The following is a 25,926-nucleotide window of genomic DNA, read 5'->3' on the forward strand; positions in this document are numbered from 1 at the left end:
TTTTCTGTTTTGATGCTTAATAATAATCTTATTGCATGTTATCTAGGTCAGGCCAAGAGGAATCGGTATATAAGATTTTTTAGATTCTAAACGAGAAACTATGGTATAAAAAGTATTAATATTATAACTTAGGGGCATTGTATTAGCGTGATATTTAAAAATTTATAATACACTAAAGGTTTTTTAGCGTTAAAAGGGATTTTATTGCAAAAAAGGAGATTGCATTGTATCTTGTGATTTTGGCGTATTTGCTATTGTTTGTTACTCCCGCGATAGTTTTAAATATTTTGCAAATGCGTTATATACAAACTTATGCTACAAAGAAGCCAGTTATTCTTAACGCACATGATTATAGCATTGCTGCAAGTTATGCTATCACTCGTTGCAGGGTTGCGTTAATAGAGCATATTTTTAGTTTTATTGCATTAGTTTTTTGGCTATTCTTTGGTATTACCTATCTTACGCAATTTTATAATATGCTGCATATAAGTGGTTTTGGTGCAAATTTACTTGTGATTCTATCTTTTCTTGGCTTACACGCCCTTATTCATATACCTTTTAGTATCGCTCAAAAGCGTATAGATTCTCATTATGGCTTTAATAAACAAAGTGTAAAAGGTTTTGTGCTTGATGGCATAAAAATGTTTGTAGTGAGTGGGATTTTGCTTGGTATCATCTTTGCCTTGTTGCTATGGATTATGGAATCTCTTAGTTCTTGGTGGCTTGTTGGCTTTTGTGTTGTATTTGCATTTCTTGTATTTATACGGCTAGTTTATCCCACGCTTATTGCTCCAATGTTTAATAAATTTTCACCTTTGGATAACGAATCTCTTCGTCAAAGGATTACCACACTTATGGAACATGCAGGATTCCATAGCAGTGGGATTTTTGTCATTGATGCAAGTAGGAGAGATGGTAGGCTAAATGCGTATTTTGGCGGTTTAGGCAGTATGAAGCGAGTGGTGTTATTTGATACGCTGCTAGATAAGATTAGTGAAGATGGATTGATTGCGATTTTGGGACATGAGCTTGGACATTTTAAGCATGGCGATATAACACAAAATATTATAATAAGTGGTTCTATTTTATTTGCTATGTTTGCTATTATGGGTTTATTCTTTGAGCCTTTATGTTTGTATTTAGGACTACCTTTTACAGATAGTAGCATTCTTATACTAGCTATATTGCTTTTTCCAGTATTATCATTTTTATTGATGCCGATACAAAGCTATTTTAGCAGAAAGGCAGAATATAGGGCTGATGCTTTTGGTGCGTCTTGCGTAAGCAAAAAGGCGCTTAGTGAAGCTTTAGTGCGTCTTGTAAATGAAAATAAGGCTTTTCCATATTCACATCCGGCATATATATTTTTTTACTATTCTCATCCGCCGCTTTTAGAGCGACTTAAGGCACTTGGGGGATTGCATGATGGAAATTGATTTATTGTTGCGTATTGCGATTGCATTTTTAAAAGATATGAATCTTGAAGAGTTTAAAAAGCTTGTGTATGAAACACAGTTTTTACTCGCTGATATTAACTCATTTGAGAATGAAAAATTACCAAAAGATTCTCCAAAAGAGAGTAATAGAGTGCGTCAATCACTTGATATAAAAGCACCAGAGTTTCATATCGTAAGTCCGCGTTATGAGGCTGAGATTCTGTTAGGGCATATACTCAATATGACTCGTGTAGAGTTGCATACGAACGCAAAAAAAGAAATTACAGACTTTGATAAACAACGCTATTTTAAAATACTTGCTATGCGTAAAAATGGTGTGCCGCTTGAGTATCTCACAAATAAAGCAAGTTTCTATGATCTAGAACTCTATGTGGATAATAAGGTGCTAATCCCTCGCCATGAAACAGAGCTTTTAGTCGAACATGCCCTAGAGATTATCAAAGCACATAATATTACGCATTTTGTAGAAGTGGGTGTCGGTAGCGGTGCGATTAGTGCAGCGATCCTTACACATGCAAAAGAGACTTGTGCGATCGCTACTGATATTAGCAAGGAAGCATTAAATATTGCCAAGCATAATATACAGAATCTTGGTTTAGAAAATCGCTGTGATTTTGTAGAATCTGACTTGCTTTCTTCGCCTTATCTTATCATGCGAAAACCAATCACACTTTTAGTTGCTAATCCGCCCTATATTGCAAATAGCTATCCACTCAATCAAGAAGTGCTATGTGAGCCGCATATTGCACTTTTTGGTGGTGAAAAAGGCGATGAGATTCTAAAAAAACTTATCCTCCAAGCAAGAGAGAAGCAAATACAATTTCTTGTATGTGAAATGGGCTATGACCAAAAAGAGAGTATGCAAGAGATACTTTTAAATGTGGGTTATAAACCGACTTTTTATAAAGATTATGCGGGTTTTGATAGAGGCTTTATCGCAAGACTTATGCCCTAATTTTCTAAATCAGGATTCTATAATGAAAAAATTACATTATTATCTCAGTGCATTCTTAATGCTTTGTAGCATTTGTGTGCTTGTTTTTGCAAAAGATATAACAAGTAAGGATACAAATAAGCAAGAAAAACTTGATATAGAATCTTTGCCCCTGCATTTTGAGAGTTTAGCCCTATTATTCCAGCATATCACAGATATTTCATGGCAGATTCACACATTACAAGGGAGTTATGATTTTAAACAAAAAGAGGAATTAATCGCACAAAAAAATCTTTTGCTCCAAAACTTTATCGCTAATATTAGGAATACAAAACAAAGCTTAGGCTTTGATATGGATGAAAATAAACAAATGCAAATGAGAATTGACATGCAGCTAAATGATGCTAAAATCCAGCATGATAATGCTTTAATTTTACAAGAAGAAATTGCCAAAAACAATCTTATTATAGAATCTCATTTAGCTACTCTCTTTAAAAATTTGCGAAAGCAAATTGACTTTTTTTCACAAAAACAAAAAGTAGTAGATATTATACAGCCGACATTGCAAGCACTAAATGCCATGCCAACAACCTTTGATATATCAGCTGAAATCCCTACAAAACAGCAAAAAAATCTCAAACTACAAATAGAAAAATACAGAAACACACTTGCAAGTGCCATTGAGATTGTTTCATATTTAGAATGGCATGCAGATGAGTTTGTGCCACAAAATACGATACTACATGCCTGTATGCGATGGACACTGCAACTTCTCTCAAACTTTATGAGTGTTAATCATGGGAATTTGGTTTTTATTAAGATAGTTTTATCGCTTTTATGTTTTGTTATCTTGTGGGCATATCGCAAACTTATTACAAGAGTTGTTGTTTATTTGATGGACCTTGCTATCCAACTTACAAATCAAGATAAAGACTTGCATTCGGCTATTCAAAAAAATCTATTGCAACCTATCTCATTGTTTCTACTTGCATGGAGTTTGCGTGTTTGTATTGGCGTGCTATACTATCCACATTTACAGCCAGAAGAGATTGAAGCGTGGTTTAATATCTTGTATATAGTAAATGTTGCATGGTTTATGGTAGCTTTGGTGAAAAGCTATGGCACGGTGCTATTAACAAAGATTCTGCAGAAACGAAATAATGAATTTAGACGAGAGATTATAAATCTTATATTAAAAGCCTTGTATGCGATTATTATTATTATCGCATGTTTGCTTATCCTAAAATATTTGGGCTTTAATGTATCTGCAATTATTGCTTCACTTGGTTTAGGGGGATTAGCCGTTGCTCTCGCAGTAAAAGATATACTTGCAAACTTCTTTGCCTCTGTTATGCTTTTGTTTGATAATTCTTTCTCTCAAGGCGATTGGATTGAGTGCAATGGTGTTGATGGTGTTGTGGTTGAAATAGGACTAAGAAGAACTACCGTTCGCACAGCAGATAACGCTTTGCTTTTTGTCCCAAATGCAGAATTAGCAGGGAAGATTATACGCAATTGGAGTCGCAGGAAAGCTGGTAGAAGAATAAAAATGAGTGTAGGCGTTACCTATGATGCAGATGAAGCAAGGCTAAAAAAATGTGTAGCAAGTATTAGACAAATGCTTTTAGACCACCCAGAAGTGGTAACAACGCCAATCTATAATCAAGAAGAAACACAACTTATGACTCTAAGAAAAGACATTATTTCCCTTGATGATTTTTTAGGTTATAAAAGCGGACTTTTTGTCTGTGTGGAAGCCCTTGCTGATAGCTCAATTAATATTTTAGTAGAATGTTTTACACAAAGTGTTTCAAAAAAAGATTATTTTGAAGTAAGAGAAGATGTAATCTTTAAAATCATGGCAATCGTGCAGGAATGCAACCTTAGCTTTGCTTTTCCTAGTCAAAGCGTCTATGTCGAGACATTGCCAAAGTGAAAATAATACACGAAATAATCTCAATAAAACAGCAAAATAAATATCGCATAGGTAGCATAAATTTAAATCATAAAACTTTATAGAATCTAGTAGATTCAATAAACTCATAAAATGTTCGATATAAAAGAATCTATTCTCAAATATAGGGGTTTTATTATGCAAAAGACAATAGAGCAAGATAAAATAGACTTTCATCGCAGAGAGAGTATTACAAGGATTGCAAAGATAGGTGCTTTGGGTGCAAGTGTGTTAGTCGGCACAAAGCTTCATGCTGAAACAATTGATGAAGCACAGGAGCAAACACGCAAACAGAACTATATAAATATTAATCCACTCTATGTAGATAGCGATAAAATGCTACTTCCAAAAACACAGATGAAGCTACAAAAAGATTCTGTTGGGCTTGTGATTGTGAATCCGCAGATTGATTTTCTTAGCCCAAAGGGGGTTGGTTGGAGCTTATATGGTGCTAGTATTAAAGAAAATAATACTATTGAGAATATCGGTATGCTTTTTAGAGTAGCAAAAGCCCTGCGTTTGCCTACATTTGTGTCCTATGTGGTATGGAATAGTCAAGATTTAAAAACTTTGCCAAAAACTCCTATGAAAAACTTTTCTCGTGGGACAAAGCTTGCCTATGGTAATGGTAAGGGGTTGAATGCAAATGATATTGAGCAAAGCGGGGCAGATTTCTTGCCTGAATACAAACCTTTTATACTTGATAATAAAACAATTCTTACAACGCCTAGAAAGGATTTTGGACTTAAAGGAAGTGATTTAACCACTCAGTTGCGTATCAGTGGGATTAAGCAGGTGATTTTATGTGGTATGGATGCAAATGTGCATCTTGATTCTCATTTGCGTGATTTACTTGCAGAGGGTTTTGAAGTAGGTGTTGTGCGTGATGCTACGGCTGGAGCAAAACTGCCTGAGGGTGATGGCTATCTTGCAGGGCTTATTAACTTCCGCTTTATTGCAAATGAACTTTTCTTTACACCAGATATCGTGCAAAGATTACAGAATATGTAGATAGAATCTTTTCAGTAAATCCTTATGATGATAGAGAAAATCGTGGGAATACAGAGATAAAGTATCATGAATTGACTATTTTTGCTTTATAATGCGACCATTTATAAATAAAGGTTTTTTATGTGGATGACAAGTGAAGTTACAAGAAACTTTCAGAATCAATATGCTATTACAAATAAATTTGCAGACTATAAGGGTAAAACAATTGATATTGAATTGTTTAATACTGAAGCATTGCAGCAAATTGCACTTATTAGTTTTAAGAATGATAAAAAAGAAGTAACACGACAAGTAGTAATGATGCAGCGTTATGACTTTATTGAAAGTGAAATGCTTGCCTATATTCCCTATTGTGCGGCTACAAATCCAAAAAGAGTTCTCATCTGTGGCACATTGAATGCAGCGATTGCTAATCATTTTGCACAGCATGATATGAGTGTAGATATGGTGGTAGGCGACAAGGAAGCCCTTTATACATTAAGTGGCTTTATCCCTAAGTTTAAGGAAATACAAGAGAATGTAAATATTGCTTTTTATGAGCGATTTATGGATATTAAGCAAGTTGGATATGATATTATTATCCATGCTTCTAGTCCAAAGTTATATGAGTTTGAGGCACTAAAAAAGATGGCAAGTGAAAAGTTTATTTGCGTTTTTGGCCTTGCTAATTGCTATTTAGAACCAAGCTTAGCCCTTGATACATTAGCCTTTGGTATGAATTTTGGACATGTGATGATGCCTTTTATGCTACCTACACTCACCCCGAGTTTCTATGCGTTTTTAAGTAACTACGCACACCCTTTAGCCGATTTACAACTACAAAAAAGCGATATGCTAGATAATTTACAATGCTATAATGCAAACCTGCATTCTAGTGTATTTAGACTCCCCGCCTTTTTACAGCACATCATCGCACCTTATGTGAAGAATTAGATATAGAATCTTGAGTATTTATGGCGGTGGCTATGAGATCGCAAGTTTTCTCATCGCCTTTCTTTTTATAAGATTGTATTGTGAAATTAGATTCTAAAAGTATTTTTACACCTAGTAATAAGCAAAATCTTAGAGTATAGAAGCAACCACTTTATTGCTCTCATGTATCGTTAATACAGAATCATCTCTTCTTCATCTTTTGAGCTATTCACTAACATTTCAACCGGGAAAACGCGTCTTAAAATATTAAATGGTGCTTTGATAATGTCAGCAGCAAGTGTGATATTAACCTTTGGGTCAGAGTATTTACCGCTTAGAATAAGGTTTGTGCTGATTTGCCCCTCTCTTCCTAATATCAAATAGCCTATGATTGGAATCTTATTGATAAATTTACTAAGATTTTTAATTGTAGAAATGTTTAGATTTACATTCATTTCTTGCGTATCAATATCGATAATACCCTGCCCATTTATATCCATAGAACTGCCAAGTAAAAATACATTTTGTAAGCCGACATAATCGCTATTAATCGCAAAAATCACCTTACCATAATTTACCTGATAACCCTTTGCAGAGATATGCGGGTCTTTAAACATAAAGAGAGATGGCACTGTATCGATTAGGGCGAAAATATTTTGGACTGATTTAAAATCGATTAATGCGGTATTTTGAAGTTCTATTGAAGCATTCAAGATTCCACCGCGATAGATTCCATCAAGGCTAAACGCTCCGCCATTTAGCATTTTTTTACCACCTTTTGCAGAAGCTAGAATAATATTGATAAAATCTCCACTAAAGTTTTTTGCCTTTACATATACATTGTCTTTAATCAGTGAAGCATTTAAAATGCCCTTGCCATATTGTCCATCGACTACGATACGATTATCAATAAAGCGGATATTTACAGAATCAAAAGGTGCGGTATAGCCCAAAAAGCTAAATTGCAAATCCTGCCCGATGATATTAAAATCCGTTGGCTTTATATTCATTTGCTTTCTTAATTTATTCTTAATTGCGATGAATTTTAGCTCTTGTAAAATCGCTGCTTCAGAGTAGGGCAGGGCATCTTTTTGCTTATCTTTAAATAAATCTATGAAGAATGGAATCTTTGAGCGCATTGCTTCATCAATGTCAATGCGATAGCCCTTCATGCGTAACATACTAAGAGAATCTTGACTTTTAAAGTCAATATCATCATTTACAAGCACAACGATAGAGTTATCTTGCAAATGCCCTTTTAGATTCAAATCTGTAACGCGTTCATGCTTGATAGTGTATAAAGGGTGTTTTAGCTTTGTGAGATTGAGTGTAAAATCTATACTTTTAAAACTTTCTTGCTTTGTTTTTGGATAAGGTGTAGTTTGCAAGTTGAAATCCCCATGCGTTATGCCATAGTATTGGGCTAATGGGGAGAATTGCAAGATATTCTCAATTTTTGCGATATTGAGTTGCAAGTTTTTACCACTTTCTAAATGAAGGCTTAAAGCTGGGACATCAAGGACAATTTTATTATTAGTAAAAGATAGATTCAAATGGATATTTGCGTTTTTGATATTTAAGAAGTCTTGGTCTAGCATGAATGTGTCTTTTTCTTTTTCTATGGCTTGTTTTGCTAACTCTGCGAGTTCTTTTGTGCTTAGTTGCTTGAAGGGCTGGGTCTTTTTACTGCGGATTTTTAGGTCATTCCATACAGGATTGTTTTTTAAATCTTTCAATACCTTATCATCTTCTTTTGCTCTCTCTCCATCATCTTTTATGTTTTTCTTAGGTAGGGCTTTAATCACTTCTGGGGAGAGTTCTTTATTTTGTAGTTGTTGCTTTCTTGCATCTTCGAGTAGTTTATGCGAGTTGCTACTTATGTTGTTATTTGGTGTTTGCATGTTTGTTTGCTGTATTGAATACTCATCAAAATATTTTAGAATCTTTTGAGTATTACTATAAGGCATACTTTCTTCAAGATAGATTCCACTATTTTGTGTGATATTATTTTGTATAGAATCTTTAGGGTCTTCTTGTGGGGTAGGGCGATTTATCTTTTTTTGTTTTTTTATGTCGTATAGATTCTTAGTGTATAGGGCAATTTTAGAATCATTGTTATTTGCCTTAAGATTCTCATTATTTGGGCTGGGTAAATGTGTGCTTGGTTTATTTGGTGCTAATTTTAAATCCTGCAAATTATGCGTATTTAATATGGCTTTGTGTATATAGGTGTTTGCTTGTATATTTTGCTTGTTTATATCAAGCAAGACATTGACATTTGCATCTATAAGCCTTTGCCATTTTACCCTTTCGCCATTGATATACACAAGCTTTTGTTGTGGTGTAATATCAAGAGCAATGTTAAGATTATTGGCTTGTAGTGGAATATCATATAATTTTAGGCTTGTATTTTGGGCTTGGATAATGCCTTGCAGTGAGAATAATGGGTGCGTTGGAATCTTTTTATTATGTCGTATTGCAATTTGTAGGTGCATGCTTGTAGTTTCTTTAGTGCTTGATTTAGTCAGGTTTGGGTTATGTAAAAGTTCATTTGTGAGTGTTGTTTGTGGGTTTAACTCTAGAATCTTTTCATAGAGATTCTCATTGGTTGCTATTTGTGTTTGTTTTTCATTTGTATTTGTTTGTGCGGTTTGCTCTGTATTTAATGTTTGCTTAGTTTGCAATGCTTTTGTTACAGCATCTTCTGTGGTATTTATCGCACTATCTAATGTTTTTTTAGTGTTTTTTGATTCTGTTTTGGTTTTTGTTTGCTTTGATTTTTTTGTATTTTGTGCGAGGGATTGCTGCATAATGGGTAGCACAACACCATAATGCTCTAAAAGCTTTGCAAGATTAGAATCAAATCGCACATTTTTTCCATGCAATTCAATAATCACATCACTATGAGGCATATTTGCTATAAGCACTTCTGATTGAGCTAGATTCATACCTGCAAATGTAGCATTTATTGGCGTAATCTTTAAATCAGTATCCTTAAAAGTTATTACCGCTTGTTCTGCAAGGATTGGCTTTACCCCTTTTGCTAGAGTAACTTCTGGCTTTTCTACAATGATTTCTGCTTGTGTGTTATGTAGTAAAGTATTGCCTATATCATCTAGGTTAATACGCATAGCTAGATTACTTAAATGCAATCTTTCGTATTTAATGTTATTAAATAGCCAGTCTTGCAAGGTTTTCTTTAGCTTTGGATTTTGTATATTATCTATAAAGGGTTTTATAATGGCTAGATTATTGAGTGGGCTGCTTTTTGCATTTACATTGATTTCATTAAAATTTGTGTCGCCTGAAAGCATGATTTTTTTATTATCATCATCTTTTATTGCTTCTAGGTTAAAGGATAATTGCTTCTTTGGCACAGAAAAATTAAGATTCCCTTCAAAATGCAGGGGTAGTGTCTTTAGCTGAAACTTATTAATGTCTAAATGTATATTATTGTGATTATTATTGATAGCGAAATCTGCGTCAAATAAAGCACCTTGTATGCGATAGTTTGTATCTGTGTAGTCAATACTCCATTTGTGATTATTTGGCAATACAAGCTCTTTTATGTTTAGTCTTTCAAAATAGCTTAGTATATAAAGTGTCCTTTGCGTGTATTGTATTGTATTTTGCAGGATCTCATTAAATGGCTTTGTTTCTTGTGTATTTTCTTTACTTTCGTTGTTGCTAAGCGTGCTTAAATCAATGGAATCTATTTCTAGTATTAACTTATTTTGTAGCTGTAAAAAAGCATTGCGTATAGCTATATTGCCAAACTTTAGGTTTTGAAACGAGATTCCATTTGCTAGAATCTTATAGCCTATAATCGTAACGCTAAGAATCACTACAAAAAATATAATAAGTCTTAATAGTGGATTACCTTTTTTCTTTGTTTTCTTCTTGTGCTTTTTAGTATCCTTTTTTTCTGCGGTGTCATGTGGAGTGTCATCTAGTGTATATATTGCAGGTTTTGTGCTAGATTCTTTTTTACTTGGAATATTGTTTGCAATGTTTAGATTATTGCAATCTTGTGTTTGTATAGAATCTTTGTCGTTAGAGTGTGCTATATTTTCATTACTACTAGGCTGCTTTAATGAAGGTCTTGTTTGTTTTAGTGTATGATTGTTACTTGAAAAATCTATATAAGGTGTGTGTATGTGGTTTAAGTGCATTGTATCTTGTGTGTTTAATCTCTGTTGCAAAGCAAGGCTCATTTCTTGCAAGTTTAAATCATTTTCAAGCGATTTATGTGCGTTTAGATTCTCTTCTAGGAATAGGGCTTTTGCTTTGGAATCTAAATCATTAGAATCCAAACTAACAAAATCTAGTATGGTAGAATCCGATATACTAGAATCTAAATCACGAGTTTCTAAGCTCTTATACTCTTTATCTAAACGCAATGTGTTTTCACTTGATAGGGAAACATTAGATTCTAAATCTCTTTCTTTAGAATCTAAGCCTATGCTTTCATCATCGCCATTTACCTTATTGACTTGGAGTAGTGGAGCAGTAGCTACACCCCCATCATCGAATACTTTAGAATCTTCTAACTCTAATTCATTTGTTTTTTGGCTTGCTTCTAAATTACAAGCTAAGTTTTCATTATTTTCTTTATCTGGCATTATCAATATACTCTTTGAATTGTGTTTAATATTGTTGCTTGGTATATGTTTTTATCTTTCAATCCCTTTGCATTCAGAGAAAATCATTTTTATCCCAAAGGGTTCAACAAAGGGAATTATAACACATTTGCAGACTAAAGGTTATAATGTAAGCTTGATTGATGCGTATTTTTTACGACTTATTGGCAGACCACAAAGCGGCTGGATAGAATTACCACAAACGACTTTAAGCAAAGGGAAATTTCTAAACGCCCTTGCTACTTCAAAAGCCCCTATGAAAAATGTTACTTTAATACCGGGTGAGACAAACTACTTTTTTTTAAGGCAAATCGCAAAGACTTTTGACTTTAATATCAATGAGTTAGAATCTCTTTATAATAAATATGCCCCTTATAGCGATGGAGTAATACTAGCAAATACCTATAGTCTGCCCTATCATGCTGACCCAGACTTTATTATACAAACCTTAATCAATCAATCACTTGAAAAGCATAAAAGCCTAGCAAATGAGCTTGTAGGCTATTATAATCAAAAGCAATGGTTTCAAATCGTAGCAAAAGCGTCCATCATACAAAAGGAAGCAGCAAATGTTGCTGAAATGCCAATTGTCTCAAGCGTTATAGATAATCGTATTGCAAAAAATATGCCCTTGCAAATGGATGGCTCTCTCAACTATGGCAAATACTCTCATACTCGCATTACACCAGATAGGATACGCAATGATTTAAGTGAGTTTAATACCTACAAATATAGCGGGATACCACATACACCAAGCGGTAGTGTAAGCATTGATGCAATTAAAGCGGCAATAAATCCAGCAAAGACAGATTATCTCTATTTTATGCGTAATAAAAACGGCACACACGACTTTAGCGCAACCTATGGAGAACATCTCAAAAATATAAAAAAGGTAAAGAAATTAACACTTTGAGTAAATTTTGTGATTTTTTATCACATTTTAACTTTTTTTAAGTGAATTTGTAAGAAAATTTGCTAACCAAAGCGAAACGCAACAAGCCTAGCACTACACAAAACACTTTGATGTGCTATCCTGTGTTTCACTTTGTAATTCCTTCGTGAAAAATAGGAGCATAACATGAATATACATGAGTATCAAGGAAAACAGGTTTTAAGAAAATATGGTGTAGCAACACCACGCGGTAGAGTGGCTAATAATGGCTATGAAGCAAAGGCTATTGCTAACGAGCTAGGCGGTGGCGTATGGGTTGTGAAAGCACAAATACACGCAGGCGGACGCGGTAAGGCAGGTGGTGTAAAACTTGCAAAAAGTTTAGATGAAGTGGCAACGCTTACAGATTCTATGCTTGGTATGACTTTGGTAACACACCAAACAGGACCATCAGGTAAAAAAGTAGGGCGTGTATATATTGAAGAGGGCTTAGATATTAAGAAAGAATTTTATATTGCTGTTGTGCTTGATAGAGGGCTTGAAATGCCAATTTTCATTGCTTCCACAGAAGGTGGCATGGAGATTGAGGAAGTTGCAGAGAGAAGTCCAGAAAAGATTATTAAAGTAGCAGTTGATCCTACTATAGGTTTTAGATCTTTTCATGCACTTGAATTAGCACTTGGCTTAGGACTTACAAAAGAGCAACAAAAGCCATTTAGTAAGTTTGCAAAAGCACTTTATGAAGTATTTATTAATGAAGATGCAGAGCAAGTTGAAATTAACCCTATGATTCTCACAGGTGATGGTAGCTTTTTAGCACTTGATGCAAAACTTGGATTTGATAATAACGCATTGTATCGACATAGTGATATTGTAGCTATGCGAGATTTCACAGAAGAAGAGCCTAGTGAAATCGAAGCAAGTGAGAGCAATCTTAGCTATGTAAAACTAGAGGGCAATGTAGGCTGTATGGTAAATGGAGCTGGACTTGCAATGGCTACTATGGATATTATTAAGTACGAGGGTGGACAACCTGCAAACTTCCTTGATGTAGGCGGCGGTGCAAATCCTACAACGGTTGCAAAAGGCTTTGAGATTATCCTAAAAGACAAGAATGTAAAAGCTATTTTTGTGAATATTTTTGGTGGTATCGTGCAATGTGATAGAGTTGCAAATGGAATCATTGAGGCTACAAAGCTTACAAGTGTGGAAGTGCCTGTTGTTGTGCGACTTGATGGCACAAATGCAGAAAAGGCGAAAGAGATTCTAAAAGGTGCTGGTATTAAGAATCTAATCGCAGCAGAGAACTTGAAAGATGGCGCACAAAAAGTAGTTGCAGCAGCAAAGTAAGCAAAAGTTAAAATCATATAAGGATAGAAAGATGAGTATTCTCGTAAATAAAAACACAAAGGTAATCGTTCAAGGTTTTACAGGAAAGGAAGGGAGCTTCCATAGTGAGCAGTGCATGGCGTATGGCACGCAGATTGTAGGCGGTGTTACACCAAATAAGGGTGGCAGTGAGCATTTAGGCAAACCTGTATTTAACACTGTTAAAGAAGCCGTAGCAAAGACTGGGGCTACTGTGAGTATGATATTTGTGCCACCAGCATTTGTTGCTGATGCGATTATTGAGGCAGCAGCAGGGGGCATTAAACTCGCAGTTGTAATTACAGAAGGTGCGCCTACAAAAGATATTATGTTTGCAAAAATGTATGCGAAGAAGCAAGGCATGGATATGATAGGACCAAATTGTCCGGGCATTATCACAAGCGATGAGTGTAAAATCGGTATTATGCCGGGCTATATTTTCAAAAAATCTAGCACGAATATTGGGCTTATCTCAAAAAGTGGGACGCTAACTTATGAGAGTGCTAATCAGCTTGTAACACAAGGTTTAGGAATCTCAACTGCAGTAGGTATTGGTGGCGACCCTATCATTGGTTTAAGCTATAAGCAAATATTACCTATGTTTGAAGCAGACCCAGAAACAAAAGCAATTGTTATGGTAGGTGAGATTGGCGGAAGCTTAGAAATTGATGCTGCAGCTTTAATTAAAGAGCAGATTAAAAAGCCGGTAGTAGCATTTATCTCTGGGGCTACAGCTCCAAAAGGCAAGAGAATGGGACATGCAGGTGCGATTGTAAGCGGTGGTAAAGGCACAGCCGCAGAGAAGCAAGAGGCATTGCGTGCAGCAGGTGTTATGGTAGCAGAAAGCCCAGCAGTTATTGGCGAAACAATGAAAAAGCTTTTAGCTGATAAAGGTATCAAATAGTAAGATTATATATTGCTATGTTTTTATGCTGCAAACAAAATAGTTTGTAGCTATCAATATGCTATATGATTTTATAGATTAGCACAATTTTAATTTTAGATTCTATATACAATCCATAGATATAGAATCTAGTCAAAGTTTTAAACTAACCCAAAAGTTCAAAATATCAATAAGGAGAACTAAATATGTCAGATGTTTTAATGCCTGAAAACACGCCTGTGTGGGTCAATGAAAAACGCTGCAAAGCTTGTGATATTTGCGTATCGCGATGTCCTGCCGGTGTATTAGCCATGCAGCTTGATGCACATAAAGTGTTAGGCAAGATTGTAAAAGTTATGTATCCACAAAGCTGTATTGGTTGCATGGAGTGTGAGTTGCATTGTCCAGATTTTGCTATCACTGTTGCCGATAGGAAACAATTTAAATTTGCAAAAACAGATAAGGCTGCACAAGAGAGAGCAGAAAAAATAAAAGCAAATAGATTTATGGCGATTGAGGAGGGTGCAAATAATGCGTGAAGTAATTACAGGTGGAAATGAGCTTGTTGCAATGGGTGCAATTGATGCAGGTTGTAAGTTCTATGGTGGATATCCTATTACACCTAGCTCTGATGTTATGCACGAAATGGCACATTTACTGCCCCATCATGGTGGTAATTTTATCCAAATGGAAGATGAGATTAGTGGTATATCGGTAGCACTTGGTGCGTCTATGAGTGGTGTAAAAGCTATGACTGGAAGCTCTGGTCCGGGCATTTCTCTTAAAGCTGAGCAAATCGGTTTAGGTTATATGGCAGAGATTCCACTCGTTATTGTAAATGTTATGAGACTTGGTCCATCTACTGGTATGCCAACAAGGGTAGGGCAGGGCGATGTAGCCTTTGCAAAGCACCCAACACATGGCGATTATAAATCCATTGCATTGGCTCCCGGGACACTAGAGGAAGCCTATACGCAAAGTGTGCGTGCTTTTAATCTTGCAGAAGAGTTTATGCAGCCTGTATTCTTACTACTTGATGAGACTTTAGGACATATGTATGGTAAAACACAGATTCCAACATTAGAAGAAGTGCAAAAAAACAATAAGGTACGAAAGCAGTTTAATGGCGATCCAAAAGATTATAAACCCTATGGTGTAGGACCAGATGAACCTGCGGTGCTAAATCCTTTCTTTAAAGGCTATCGCTATCATATCACAGGTTTGCATCATGGTGCGATTGGATTCCCAACAGAGAATGCAGCTGAAGGACAAGCCCTTATTGATAGATTATTCAACAAAGTAGAAAGCAGGGCAGACTATCTAAGTAATAATGAAGAGCTTTATCTAGAAGATGCAGATATTGCGATCATATCTTATGGTAGTGCTACTTTAGGTATTAAAGAAGCCTTGCATGAATTGCGTCAGACTAATGAGATTAAAGCTGGTTTATTCCGCCCTATCACAATCTGGCCTAGCCCGGAAAAAGAGCTTAAGAAAATAGGCGAGAGATTCAAAAAGATTCTCATGGTAGAGTTAAATAAAGGGCAATATAGAGAGGAAGTCGAACGCATACTTGGGCGAAGAGTAGAGTTTATGGGTCGTGCAAATGGACGAACTATTGCACCAAATGAAGTGATTGAAAAATTGCGTTCTATGAAGTAGATTAGCGATAAAGGAAGAAATATGGCTTTTAATTATGATGAATATTTACGCGTAGAAAAAATGCCGACACTTTGGTGTTGGGGCTGTGGCGATGGTGTGATTTTGAAAAGTATTATACGCGCTATTGATGCAGTGGGTTGGAATATGGACGATGTGTGTTTAGTGAGTGGGATTGGCTGTAGTGGTCGTATGAGTTCTTATGTGAATTGCAACACAGTACATACAACACATGGTAGAACTCTAGCTTATGCAACGGGTATAAAGCTTGCAAATCCAGATAAGCATGTAATCGTAGTAAGCGGTGATGGCGATAGCTTAGCAATCGGTGGGAATCACACTATACACGCATGCCGCAGAAATATTGATATTAATCATATTATTGTGAATAACTTTATCTATGGCTTGACAAACTCACAGACTTCGCCGACAACGCCAAAAGGCTTTTGGACTGTTACAGCACCCGGAGGCAACATTGATAATCAATTTGATATTTGCGAGTTGGGTGCGGCAGCAGGGGCGACTTTTGTAGCAAGAGAGAGTATTTTAGACCCTAAAAAGCTTGAAAAAGTGCTAATTGAGGGCTTTAAACACAAAGGCTTTAGTCTCTTTGATATTAACTCAAACTGCCATGTGAACCTTGGTAGAAAAAATAAAATGATAGAGGCTACTGATATGCTTAAATGGCTTGATTCTAGAATCTTGCCAAAACGCAAATATGATGAGTTAAGCGAAGAGGAAAAGAAAGGGAAATTCCCAACAGGCATTTTAAAGCATGATACAGAAACAGAAGAGTATTGTGAAGCTTATGCTGCATATAAAGCAAAAGTAACCGCTAAAAAAGGAGGACATTAATGGAACATCAATTACGATTTACAGGCGTTGGTGGGCAGGGTGTCCTTTTAGCAGGTGAGATTCTAGCGGAAGCTAAGATTAGAGGCGGTGGCTATGGTGTTAAAGCTTCCACTTATACAAGCCAAGTGAGAGGCGGTCCTACAAAGGTTGATATTTTGCTAGATAAGGAGGAGATTCTCTATCCTTATGCAATGGATGGCAATATCGATTTTATGCTATCTGTTGCGCAGATGAGTTATGATATTTATAAGTCTGGTATAAAAGAGCAGGGCATTGTCGTATTGGAGCCAAATCTTGTAAAGCCCACTGATGAAGATAGAAAAAGATTTAGAATCTATGAGATTCCAATCATTACAATCGCAAAAGAAGAAGTAGGCAATGTAGTAACACAAAGTGTTGTAGCACTAGCTGCAACCGTTACTTTTACAAATTGTGTCCCAGAAGACTTAGTAATTGAAACCATGCTTAGCAAAGTGCCTACAAAAGTCGCAGATGTCAATAAAAAGGCTTATGAACTCGGCAAAAAATATGCGCTTGAATGTTTAAATAAGTAATAAGGACAAATTAGCTGCTATTCATCATGGAATCTTTTTGTTTTTAAGGTTTTAGAATAAAGGGCTTAGAAACCGAGATTCTATATCGCACAGAAACTGAAATTCCTTTGTTACTTCACTTGCAACACAACGCTTTTATGTTAAGTTTTTAAAAATTTTAAGGCAGTATTTTACAGCCTTTCCATAGGCTAGATACTCTAGGAATAAAGCAGATAGGGATCATTATCACAATAGGGCAGACTACAAAGCAATTGATCTTTTTTTACAATGATGAGAAATGAATGAAAGGGCGACCCCCATTTTTTGGCAATCTATGAATAAGACAATCTTATCTCAGATTCTAGGATATATAGGGGATTGCTCTGTTATATTTCATGTTATCTACACAACATTGAGACCCCATATCAACAGACTAGAAACATAAATTTCTTAAAGCCATACCCTTAGAGTATTACAAGTAAAGCATACAGAATCCCCACAAGCATTCTTAATTGACAAACAGATAGAAAACCATGTAATTTCATTTTATAGATGCAATATCGCACTTATTTGCAAATTTCATGTGAGACATAAAACACAAAAATAAATATGCATACAATAAGATTCTTTATCCAATATGACCCAAATCAGCTATTTTATATAAATTCGCATTCGCCCATTGTTTAGCACATAGCCTTTTCTATTTTTTAGTTTTGTTACTACATAGATTCCATCAAGGTTGCGTATCAATGTATTTTGAAAGTTTGCTACTTCTTTTGGGCTGCATGGCTTTCTTGTGCTTGCTGCTCCAGAAATAACGATTTTTGTGCTATCTTGCCAAAAAAACTTTGCTGTGTAGTCATTACACCCAGCCTTTCCATATAACATATCTTGCGATCTATCAAGATTAAAAGTTGCTTTTAAAGCAATATTCGCAAGTGTTGTAGCAGGTGTGCTTTCATCATCATTTTCATCGTCTTGATTTCTTTGTCGCAATTGCTCAAAACTTGCATTTAAATCATCAATCCTACTTGATCGCCTTTGCGTAGTAGAATCGTAGGTGTTTGTAAAATGTGCATTTGGATTGCTTTGTATTTGTTCTCTTGCTTGATAGGCAAGCTCTTGCGGACTTAGGACAACCTTATTATCAATTTCAAGCTTTACAATCTGATAATTACTCCCTTCAAAAATGCCCTTCATTCCAAATAAAAAGCAACCACTAACGCTACACACAATGAATAATAGAGTAAAAAAATATATCGTTTTTATAATTTTTTGCATAGAATCCCTTATTATCGTTTAAAGCCCATTTTTTTAGAATCACCAAAAGCACTATTTTGCTCTTTTTCTACCTCTGCTATAAAATCATCTAAACTAAATGTCAAATCTTTTCTTGTTGCGACTTTATAGCAAGTATTTGAAGTGATAATTTTTATCTGCCCACCACTAAGATTAAATTTGCTTAATTCCTTTGCAATATGCTCTTTTTTATCCTTAAAATCCGCATGTTTTGGGAAATGTAAGAACCAAATTTTTTCACGCATTGCAATATCTGGCATATTAAAACAAATTTTATAATGAAATCTTCTTGAAAATGCAGAATCAAGACTATCAACAAGATTTGTAGTAGCAATCAAGATTCCACAAAATTTCTCAATTTGCTCTAAAAATATATTTTGCATTTGATGATACATGCGACTCGTGCTGCCTGCTATATCATTGCGTGATCCTAGCAACTGATCTGCTTCATCAAGCAATAAAATAGGCTTTTCTTTTGTTGTCATGGTTATAGCGTGATATTCATCAAAGATTCTACGCACATTTTTTTCACTCTCACCAACATACATTGATAACACTTTTGAGCAATCAAGATAGAGAATCTTTTGTCCCAAATCCTTAGCAAGTCCATACGCACTAGAAGTTTTCCCCGTGCCACTAGCCCCATATAATAGGATTTTAGAATCTATATCAGCATGTTCTTTAATATCCCATTTATGCAAGAGTTTATGCACTTTAGGATTTAAATGTTGCAATAAAGTATCAAAATACTCTCTTACACTATCCTGTAAGATTACAGAATCTAAGCCCTTTTTTGGCGTGATAATGTCAAATATCTCACTCTTTGCGACCTCATCTTCAAGGTTTGCATTTTGACTAGATTTATCACACATAAGATTATTAAAAATATGCTGTGGTATGCAAAACTCTTGCTCCATAAATGAAAAATCCCCAAAAGATTCAAAACAAGTGACAATGCCACTTTTAAGTAGCTTTGCATTGCTTGCAAGTAAGTTTTGCAAAATGATCTTTTCTTCTTCATTTTTGCCAAGTGAGACAATCTCTTTTAACGATAGCCCAAATTCACCATTATATTGAGCTTGTGTGAGAGAGATAAAAATCAGCTTTTCATGGTAATTTAAATGATGCTTTTTAAAGTATTGCTGTATTTTTATTTTCTTTGTATTTTTTGTTGCATTCGTGTTAATGATATTTGCTAATGTGTTATTGATGTAGTTATCACAAGATTGTGATAAGTTTGTATTAAGCACAGATTGAATCTTATTGTATTGACGCATGAGTTGCAGTCTCTTCCACTCATCTTGCAAATATTCAAGTGAGTTATTATAAATAGTATCTTTAATATCGCTATTAAACAAACGACCATGCTCTAAAAGCTTTAAAAGATTAGGGCTGACACTAATGACTGCATTACGCAGCTCTAGCACACTCTCACATCTTTCTTGTGAGAATCTATCCTGTGTGGCTAACCAACCAAGCTTTATTAAATGTGAAAACTCTTTCAAATACGGCAATATCTCAAAGCCTTTTGCATAATATTTCTGCTCTAAAAATGTTTGAATGTCAATCTCATTTTCCCCACTCATATATGAAACCACAACTTCACGCAGGATTGAAGCCTCATGCTTAGAGCAATTAAGCAGTGGAAAAACTAAGCTTTTTTCTATGGAATCTACAGAACAAAAATCAATCAAAAATCGCACAAACAACCTTTTTCTATCTCATCGCTATTTTTTCGCTTAGATTCTATCATGTTTATATCTAAAATAACTAATGCGAGATTATTTTGTAAGTCATAATGCTAAATATGCATACCTTAAGAGTATCACAATTAAAAATTGTTTAAAAATATTATTACTCAAAACTTTTGCCAACTCACAATATTAATGTTTCTAAAATATACATTACTAAATCACTATATTTACATTTTGATATTTTTCTACATTTTCTCGTTATGTTATTGCCTTTTCAGCATTTTTTTTGTAAAGTCAAAAAAGCTATGAAACATAAGCTAATCTCACTTTAAAGGATTTATATGAAAAATCAAGGAAGCAAATTCTTTAGCTGTCATTCAGGTAGCATTGTGGTAGCAGGTAGTCTGTTAGCGGCAAGTAGCTTTACTAGCCTAGAGGCAGCAAAGTTATCTGATGTGATTAATAACGCAAGTATTGATGGTTTTGCGTTTGGTCGTGTGCATGCTGTTGATGGAAGAGATGGGGAGGGTGTTAGGTATCAGTTTCGCTTTAAGCCTACGATTACTTCAGGGGCTATTTATGGTGTGAGTGCGTCTGCTGGTCTCTTTTTCTCAAAAGGTTCTAGCACTCCCGATAGCAACACGGCGGATAATGATATAGGTGGCTCTAGGGGGCAAACCATAGATTCTCTTGTGGATAGATTTAATACTGGAGATTTCTATGTTACCCTTGATGGTAAAGAAACGCTAAATACAAAAACGATTGTAAGACTAGGGCAAAGAAGTCCGGGGACGCCTTTTAATGATAATAATTTAGATAGAGCACTCGGCGTTTTTGCGGAAAATAACGATTTGAGTGCTATGAATTTTGGTTTTCAATGGTGGGATAGCTGGATGGGTGATGATATTTATATATCTTTACAGGGCATTGATGCTAAGGGGGCTGGTATCGGCAACAATATGTTTATGGCGTATATAAAGAGTGGTGCTGATTTTACAAAAGAGACAGGATTATCCTATAATCTTTGGTATGGTGGGATTCATCGATGGGTAAATGCTATGGTGTTTGGCGATATTGCTTATACTGCAAATTTTGGAAATCAAAGCCTAACTTTTACAGGGCAGGTGTCATATACTTCAATGGCTGATAGACCATATATGTATGGTGGATCAAAAAGTCTTATAGGGCTATTTGGTGGAAACAGTGTATCTAATAATCAGGATTGGTATGCCAAAAATCGTGGTATGTATAATATCCGCGTTGATTATAAATATAACTTTACTCAAGCAAACACTGAAGAAGATGAGGCAGAAAAAGTTGTAGGCTTCTTTGGTGCATCAGCAGGTCTTGCTGGTAGCTTTGGCGATGGCTTTGGCACACTTATTGATAATACAGGTGGATTAAAGCTCGGCGGACATTTGTGGAATAGCTACTCTGGGGCTGAGGCAAATGGCTTTGGAATCTTAGGCGTAGGTGGCTTTAAAAACTCTTCTATCATTGTGCCTTACCTAAAAGCTGAAATCGGCTATAAAAGATTCGGTGCAGCCCTTGATGTAGCTTATGTTGATGCCTCGCATTTCTTTTATTTAAAGAAAGGTTCTACAACTGGCACAAATCTCAACAATGTTTCAGATAACTTATATAATGCCAGCAATCATATCAAAGCTGCGAGCTTCCTTGATGTTGCATTGAGTGCTACCTATAAATTTACAGATAGTATCAATATGCTTGCAGCCTATGGTTATGCGTTTGGGGATCCGCAATTTGGACGATTTAGATTCCAAGTGAATTATGTGTTTTAATACATAGCTAAAAATTATAAAGTATAAGCGATTTATTGCAATTTTGTTTGTTTTATACGCAAGGTTACTTGTGTATAAAATCTTGCAAAAGTTACTTTGTGATACTAAGATAAAACTTCATCTCCACTTTAACTAAAATTTACTTTGCTGTATTTCATTTACTTTTGTAACTCTTATTTGCTTAGAACAAACGCAACATTTGTCAATCTAAATAGAATCTAAATGTGAATACGATACTCTATTATTACAAAATATCTAACACAGAAACTAAAAAAGATTTTATTGCATAGCTTTTCTTGCAGGATTTGGTTTATATATAATATGAGTTTTTGATACTATCTCATGCAGTGTCTTTTTATCCTTACGCATAAAAGCAAATATCCATAAAAAGAAACAAAGCTCAATTAGCCATACAACAATAAATACAAATGCCTGCCATGCCTTTGGCGGCTTTTCTGTCTCATTTTCTACACCAGAATCTTTATCACTCACACTAGAATCAGAACACAGCATAACCTCTGCATAGCGAAAACCGGGAGTTTGCCCCTTTATCACAAAGAACAAAAAGAGTAAAAAGCAATATAATCCCTCACATAAAAAAATTGCGATTTGATTCTGTAAAAAATCCTCTTTGCCTTGCAAAAATATATATGTGGTAATGTAGAGTATAGGCATATTGAGTAAAAACATATCAGTAATAAAGGCTTTGAGACGAGCGGATAAAAAGTTGTATTTTGAAGTTTTGTTGTGAATATTGTGTAATTTTGTAGCATTTATCTTATTTTTTTCACGCGATTGACTTCCATCAAGGAATTTATTTGTATGCTTTTTTCTTGCTTTTTTCATTATATAAATCTTTAGTTAAGAATCTTTTAAGTCCGCATTATCTTGCATAGGCGTGTCATTACGCATAGCCTGTGCGACTTTCAATGCCTTGATAAAATCACCCTTTGCATTCAGCTTTCTTATATCATCTGCAAAGCTTGCATAAGTCGTATCGCCAAGTGAGATTGCAAACCATGTTGGATTCCATGTATAATGCTCTAAAAATGTCCTATAATGTTTAGGTGAACCAAAGATAAATATGCTTTCATCATCAAACATACATTTTGTTATATTAGTATTTTCATAACTTTCATAAACATTTATTGTAGTTATTTTACATTGATTTTCTAATAGACTAGCCATATCGTTTGCTTTATCTTTGCCGCATAAATAAAGGATATGCTTATCTTTCACATAGCTTGAAGCCAGGTTTGCAAGGGTTATACCATCACAGGATTTTTCCGGGCAAAATAGCACATTACCTCCAGCTTTAATCCATGCTTCTTTCGTGCGTTTGCCAATCACAATCGCACTTTTTTCTAAAAACAAAGCCGCATATTCATGTTGAGCTATCGCCTTGATCGCATTTTTTGAAGTCAGCAAAATATAGTCAATAGATTCTAAATCTTTCTTGGTTATGCTAAAAGGTAAGATTCTAACATTTAGAAGGTTTAATATAGACACATTGTTTAATAGCCTTTTATCTATGTCTGGTATCTCTGTATCAGTTTTAAGAATATAAATCATCTCTATCCTAAGTTATGCAATTTTCTTAAATATCGGAGATATTTTGTAATGTTGCAATAAATTCTCATCATATATTGATAAAAATGGAGAGAATTTATGCATTCTTAAAAGCCATTTGTTAGCAAACCATTCCCTACAATATAAGGCTGCATAGCATGTTTAAAGTTTAGAATCCTTTGTGTGAAGTCCGTAGTATCAAATGTATCTAAATGTATAATATTAATGCCTGTATATTCATAAATAAACTTATCAACATTCAAGTCAATAACACCATTCATAACAAGGCAGAGAATCTCTATATCACGCTGTTTCAAGGCATTAATGCTTAATATAATATGATTTATTGCCCCAAGATAATATTTACCAACTAAAATCGTTGGTCGCTTGTGATTTTGCATATAATCTAACATACAACTATACTCATCAAGTGGGGAAAATAAGCCACCTGCAAGCTCAATTACCACATTATCCCTTGTTGGTAATGCAATATCTAAGCCCTTATATTGCACATTCTCATGCAATTTAGCAATATGCGGTGAAGCCGGTGTTTTAAGACAAACACCCTCACCCAAAATTTCTGTATTCGGGCTAAAACGCTGCACGACTTCACAATCTCTTGGTATGCCCGCTTGTATAAGCTTAAAATATGCGTAGTTAAAACTCGCACAAAAAGCAGCACTCACATGTGTTTTACCAGCATCAGTATGTATCCCACTTATATAAATTTGCATACCATCCCTTTAACTTTGAAGTATTCTCACATGGGAGTGTAGCAAATATTCTCTAAAACATATAAACAGATTGCTATGTCTAGACATAAATGTAAAAAAATTTAGGTTTAGGGTAGATTGCGATTGTTGAGCATGCACCACATTAACGCAAAAAAAAACTTTATTCCAATTTAGATTGCGGTTGCAGCACATCATATTGCTGTCTTACACACCCCACATAAATTTTGGCATGGCAAACATTTGCACCTTTGCTGCTATGCTATCTGTAAGTTTATCAAGCAATACTTCCATTTTATCTTTTTTTAGCCATACGATTTCTTCTACCCCACTTAGATTCTGTAATATTTTTTCTACTTCACTCATGCTATTTACACCATCTATTAAGCCAAGTTTTAAGGCATTATTTGCACTAAAGATCTTGCCTTCAGCAAAATCTAGATGATTTTTAGTCTTTAGTCTTTCACCCCTTGCGGCGATCACATCACTATAAAACATTTGATATTGCTCTTGTGTGAGATTGTTTATAAACTCTTTTTCTGTGCTTTTCCATTTACGCGTGATTGAGCCTATCTCTTTATATTCACCAGCACTCACACCTTGCATTTTTATGCCTATTTTATCCATCACTTCTTCAAAGTTTGGCGCACTAAAGATTACACCGATAGACCCCACTAATGCACCACGATTTGCATAAATGCTATGTGCATACATTCCCGCATAATAGCTACCACTTGCCATAAGCGATTGCGTATAAGCAACAACGGGAATTTTTTCATTCAGTTCTTTTATCATATCTGCTATTTCAATACTCGCCCCAACAGCCCCACCCGGTGAATCTATAAGCAGTAAAACCCCTTTAATATCATCATTTTTCTTAATAGATTCTATTTGTGCGGCAAAGCTTTCACTCTCATAAATAGGGAAGTTTAGATAAAGTTTTGCTAGATTTGGTTTAGATTCTATCTCGTCATCACTTGCAAGGGCGGCTAAAAAAAGCACAATAAGAAGCAATACCACAACCTTAAAATAAGTATTAATAAAATCAAAGATACCCTTAATGCCCTTCCATAGCACATGAAATATTTGCATAATAATCCTTTGTATAAATATAGGGCTAGTATTATACTCTATTTTCAATAATGGCTTTGTTGGGTGCTACTTGAAGTATTTGTGTATAATTGCAAAAAGTAGATATGCAAGGAATAGTATGCAGGTTTATACAAATCTTAGTAAGATGTATCGCGTATGGATAAGCCTTTTTATCGGCGTGATTGTAGGGAGTATTGGGAGTGTTGTAAGGATTGGCTGGGAGGTGCTATTCCCCCTGTCTTTACAAATGCCCTTAGATTCTAATGCAGAGTATATATTGCAGTTATTATGTATTGATTTAAATCTACTTAGTTTGAAATATGTGTTTAGTGATGGCTACGAATGGAGTGTGGTTTATCTTTTATGGCAGTTTTTATTTTCGATTTTTTTTAGCTTGTTTTATATTTTATTTGCGGAATTTTGGCAAAAGCTAAAATTTGCACATGGAATCTTTTATGGCATTATGTTGTGGCTATGTGTGTATGTTTTATTTCTACCTTTGTGCGGATTTGTAAAAATAGATTCTATGTTTAGCTATTATGTATGTAGCTTTATAGAATCTTTATTGTGGATATGGATTATCGAGCTTACAAGAAGGGATTTGCGTAATAGAATCACACATGAAAGAGATCCATTCTAGT

21 protein-coding genes are annotated in these 25,926 nt (G+C 35.1%); 14 read left to right on the forward strand and 7 right to left on the reverse strand.

The window, feature by feature from the left end:
• Nucleotides 1-233 precede the first annotated feature (233 nt).
• The 5 genes from C6H08_RS02715 to C6H08_RS02735 all read left to right on the forward strand — a co-directional run bounded on the left by C6H08_RS02715 (nt 234) and on the right by C6H08_RS02735 (nt 6,289).
• Nucleotides 234-1,436, forward strand: coding sequence for a M48 family metallopeptidase (locus C6H08_RS02715; RefSeq protein ID WP_233708456.1), 1,203 nt, complete (start codon nt 234-236; stop codon nt 1,434-1,436).
• Nucleotides 1,423-2,412 (forward strand): peptide chain release factor N(5)-glutamine methyltransferase, encoded by a 990-nt coding sequence (gene prmC / locus C6H08_RS02720; protein ID WP_233708454.1) that lies wholly within the window; start codon nt 1,423-1,425, stop codon nt 2,410-2,412. The genes C6H08_RS02715 and prmC overlap by 14 nt, the downstream gene beginning before the upstream one ends.
• A gap of 22 nt (nt 2,413-2,434) precedes the next feature.
• Nucleotides 2,435-4,327, forward strand: a complete 1,893-nt coding sequence (locus tag C6H08_RS02725; RefSeq protein ID WP_034578906.1) for a mechanosensitive ion channel family protein — start codon at nt 2,435-2,437, stop codon at nt 4,325-4,327.
• Between the two features lie 156 nt (nt 4,328-4,483).
• On the forward strand, nt 4,484-5,356 hold the full coding sequence (locus C6H08_RS02730) for an isochorismatase family protein (protein WP_034564130.1): 873 nt from the start codon (nt 4,484-4,486) through the stop codon (nt 5,354-5,356).
• Between the two features lie 120 nt (nt 5,357-5,476).
• Nucleotides 5,477-6,289, forward strand: coding sequence for a spermine/spermidine synthase domain-containing protein (locus tag C6H08_RS02735; protein WP_034564132.1), 813 nt, complete (start codon nt 5,477-5,479; stop codon nt 6,287-6,289).
• A 170-nt stretch (nt 6,290-6,459) separates the two neighbouring features.
• Here the strand turns inward: C6H08_RS02735 and C6H08_RS02740 are convergent, their stop codons facing one another.
• On the reverse strand, nt 6,460-10,890 hold the full coding sequence (locus tag C6H08_RS02740; RefSeq protein WP_104686093.1) for a YhdP family protein: 4,431 nt from the start codon (nt 10,888-10,890) through the stop codon (nt 6,460-6,462).
• A gap of 19 nt (nt 10,891-10,909) precedes the next feature.
• Between C6H08_RS02740 and mltG the strand changes: the two genes are divergently transcribed.
• From mltG to C6H08_RS02775, 7 genes are all read left to right on the forward strand, one after another.
• Nucleotides 10,910-11,821, forward strand: a complete 912-nt coding sequence (gene mltG, locus C6H08_RS02745) for an endolytic transglycosylase MltG (protein ID WP_080732182.1) — start codon at nt 10,910-10,912, stop codon at nt 11,819-11,821.
• A 165-nt stretch (nt 11,822-11,986) separates the two neighbouring features.
• Nucleotides 11,987-13,150: an ADP-forming succinate--CoA ligase subunit beta gene (sucC, locus tag C6H08_RS02750; protein ID WP_034564136.1), complete on the forward strand. Its 1,164-nt coding sequence runs from the start codon at nt 11,987-11,989 to the stop codon at nt 13,148-13,150.
• Nucleotides 13,151-13,181: 31 nt separating this feature from the next.
• Nucleotides 13,182-14,072 carry a succinate--CoA ligase subunit alpha gene (gene sucD / locus C6H08_RS02755; protein WP_004087015.1) on the forward strand — a complete coding sequence of 297 codons (891 nt, stop codon included), beginning with the start codon at nt 13,182-13,184 and terminating at the stop codon, nt 14,070-14,072.
• Between the two features lie 185 nt (nt 14,073-14,257).
• Nucleotides 14,258-14,590, forward strand: a complete 333-nt coding sequence (locus C6H08_RS02760) for a 4Fe-4S dicluster domain-containing protein (RefSeq protein ID WP_004087013.1) — start codon at nt 14,258-14,260, stop codon at nt 14,588-14,590.
• The gene (locus tag C6H08_RS02765; protein ID WP_034564139.1) at nt 14,583-15,713 is read left to right on the forward strand and encodes a 2-oxoglutarate synthase subunit alpha; all 1,131 of its coding nucleotides are present in this window, start codon (nt 14,583-14,585) and stop codon (nt 15,711-15,713) included. The genes C6H08_RS02760 and C6H08_RS02765 overlap by 8 nt, the downstream gene beginning before the upstream one ends.
• A 21-nt stretch (nt 15,714-15,734) precedes the next feature.
• Nucleotides 15,735-16,565: a 2-oxoglutarate ferredoxin oxidoreductase subunit beta gene (locus C6H08_RS02770; protein WP_004087010.1), complete on the forward strand. Its 831-nt coding sequence runs from the start codon at nt 15,735-15,737 to the stop codon at nt 16,563-16,565.
• Entirely contained in the window at nt 16,565-17,119 is a 555-nt protein-coding gene (locus C6H08_RS02775) for a 2-oxoacid:acceptor oxidoreductase family protein (protein ID WP_034564141.1), read from the forward strand. Before C6H08_RS02770 ends, C6H08_RS02775 begins: the two co-directional genes overlap by 1 nt.
• 630 nt (nt 17,120-17,749) lie before the next feature.
• Here the strand turns inward: C6H08_RS02775 and C6H08_RS02780 are convergent.
• Both C6H08_RS02780 and C6H08_RS02785 read right to left on the reverse strand, forming a co-directional pair.
• Complete coding sequence (locus C6H08_RS02780) at nt 17,750-18,379, reverse strand: META domain-containing protein (protein WP_034564143.1); 630 nt, start codon at nt 18,377-18,379, stop codon at nt 17,750-17,752.
• 11 nt (nt 18,380-18,390) lie between these two features.
• Nucleotides 18,391-20,100, reverse strand: coding sequence for an ATP-binding protein (locus C6H08_RS02785; protein WP_034564145.1), 1,710 nt, complete (start codon nt 20,098-20,100; stop codon nt 18,391-18,393).
• Nucleotides 20,101-20,432: 332 nt separating this feature from the next.
• Between C6H08_RS02785 and C6H08_RS02790 the strand changes: the two genes are divergently transcribed.
• Complete coding sequence (locus C6H08_RS02790; RefSeq protein WP_034580189.1) at nt 20,433-21,893, forward strand: OprD family porin; 1,461 nt, start codon at nt 20,433-20,435, stop codon at nt 21,891-21,893.
• A 279-nt stretch (nt 21,894-22,172) separates the two neighbouring features.
• On the opposite strand, the gene C6H08_RS02795 is transcribed toward C6H08_RS02790, so the two are convergent.
• From C6H08_RS02795 to sppA, 4 genes are all read right to left on the reverse strand, one after another.
• Nucleotides 22,173-22,739 carry an RDD family protein gene (locus C6H08_RS02795; protein WP_034565832.1) on the reverse strand — a complete coding sequence of 189 codons (567 nt, stop codon included), beginning with the start codon at nt 22,737-22,739 and terminating at the stop codon, nt 22,173-22,175.
• Between the two features lie 15 nt (nt 22,740-22,754).
• The gene (locus tag C6H08_RS02800) at nt 22,755-23,465 is read right to left on the reverse strand and encodes a uroporphyrinogen-III synthase (protein WP_034565833.1); all 711 of its coding nucleotides are present in this window, start codon (nt 23,463-23,465) and stop codon (nt 22,755-22,757) included.
• 104 nt (nt 23,466-23,569) lie between these two features.
• Complete coding sequence (gene bioD, locus C6H08_RS02805; RefSeq protein ID WP_034565834.1) at nt 23,570-24,196, reverse strand: ATP-dependent dethiobiotin synthetase BioD; 627 nt, start codon at nt 24,194-24,196, stop codon at nt 23,570-23,572.
• 204 nt (nt 24,197-24,400) lie between these two features.
• Nucleotides 24,401-25,285 (reverse strand): signal peptide peptidase SppA, encoded by an 885-nt coding sequence (gene sppA / locus C6H08_RS02810; protein WP_080745697.1) that lies wholly within the window; start codon nt 25,283-25,285, stop codon nt 24,401-24,403.
• A 118-nt stretch (nt 25,286-25,403) separates the two neighbouring features.
• Between sppA and C6H08_RS02815 the strand changes: the two genes are divergently transcribed.
• The gene (locus C6H08_RS02815; RefSeq protein ID WP_034580190.1) at nt 25,404-25,925 is read left to right on the forward strand and encodes a DUF1440 domain-containing protein; all 522 of its coding nucleotides are present in this window, start codon (nt 25,404-25,406) and stop codon (nt 25,923-25,925) included.
• Nucleotide 25,926 lies beyond the last annotated feature (1 nt).

The organism is Helicobacter bilis, from assembly GCF_900198365.1.
Classification (GTDB): domain Bacteria; phylum Campylobacterota; class Campylobacteria; order Campylobacterales; family Helicobacteraceae; genus Helicobacter_A; species Helicobacter_A bilis_B.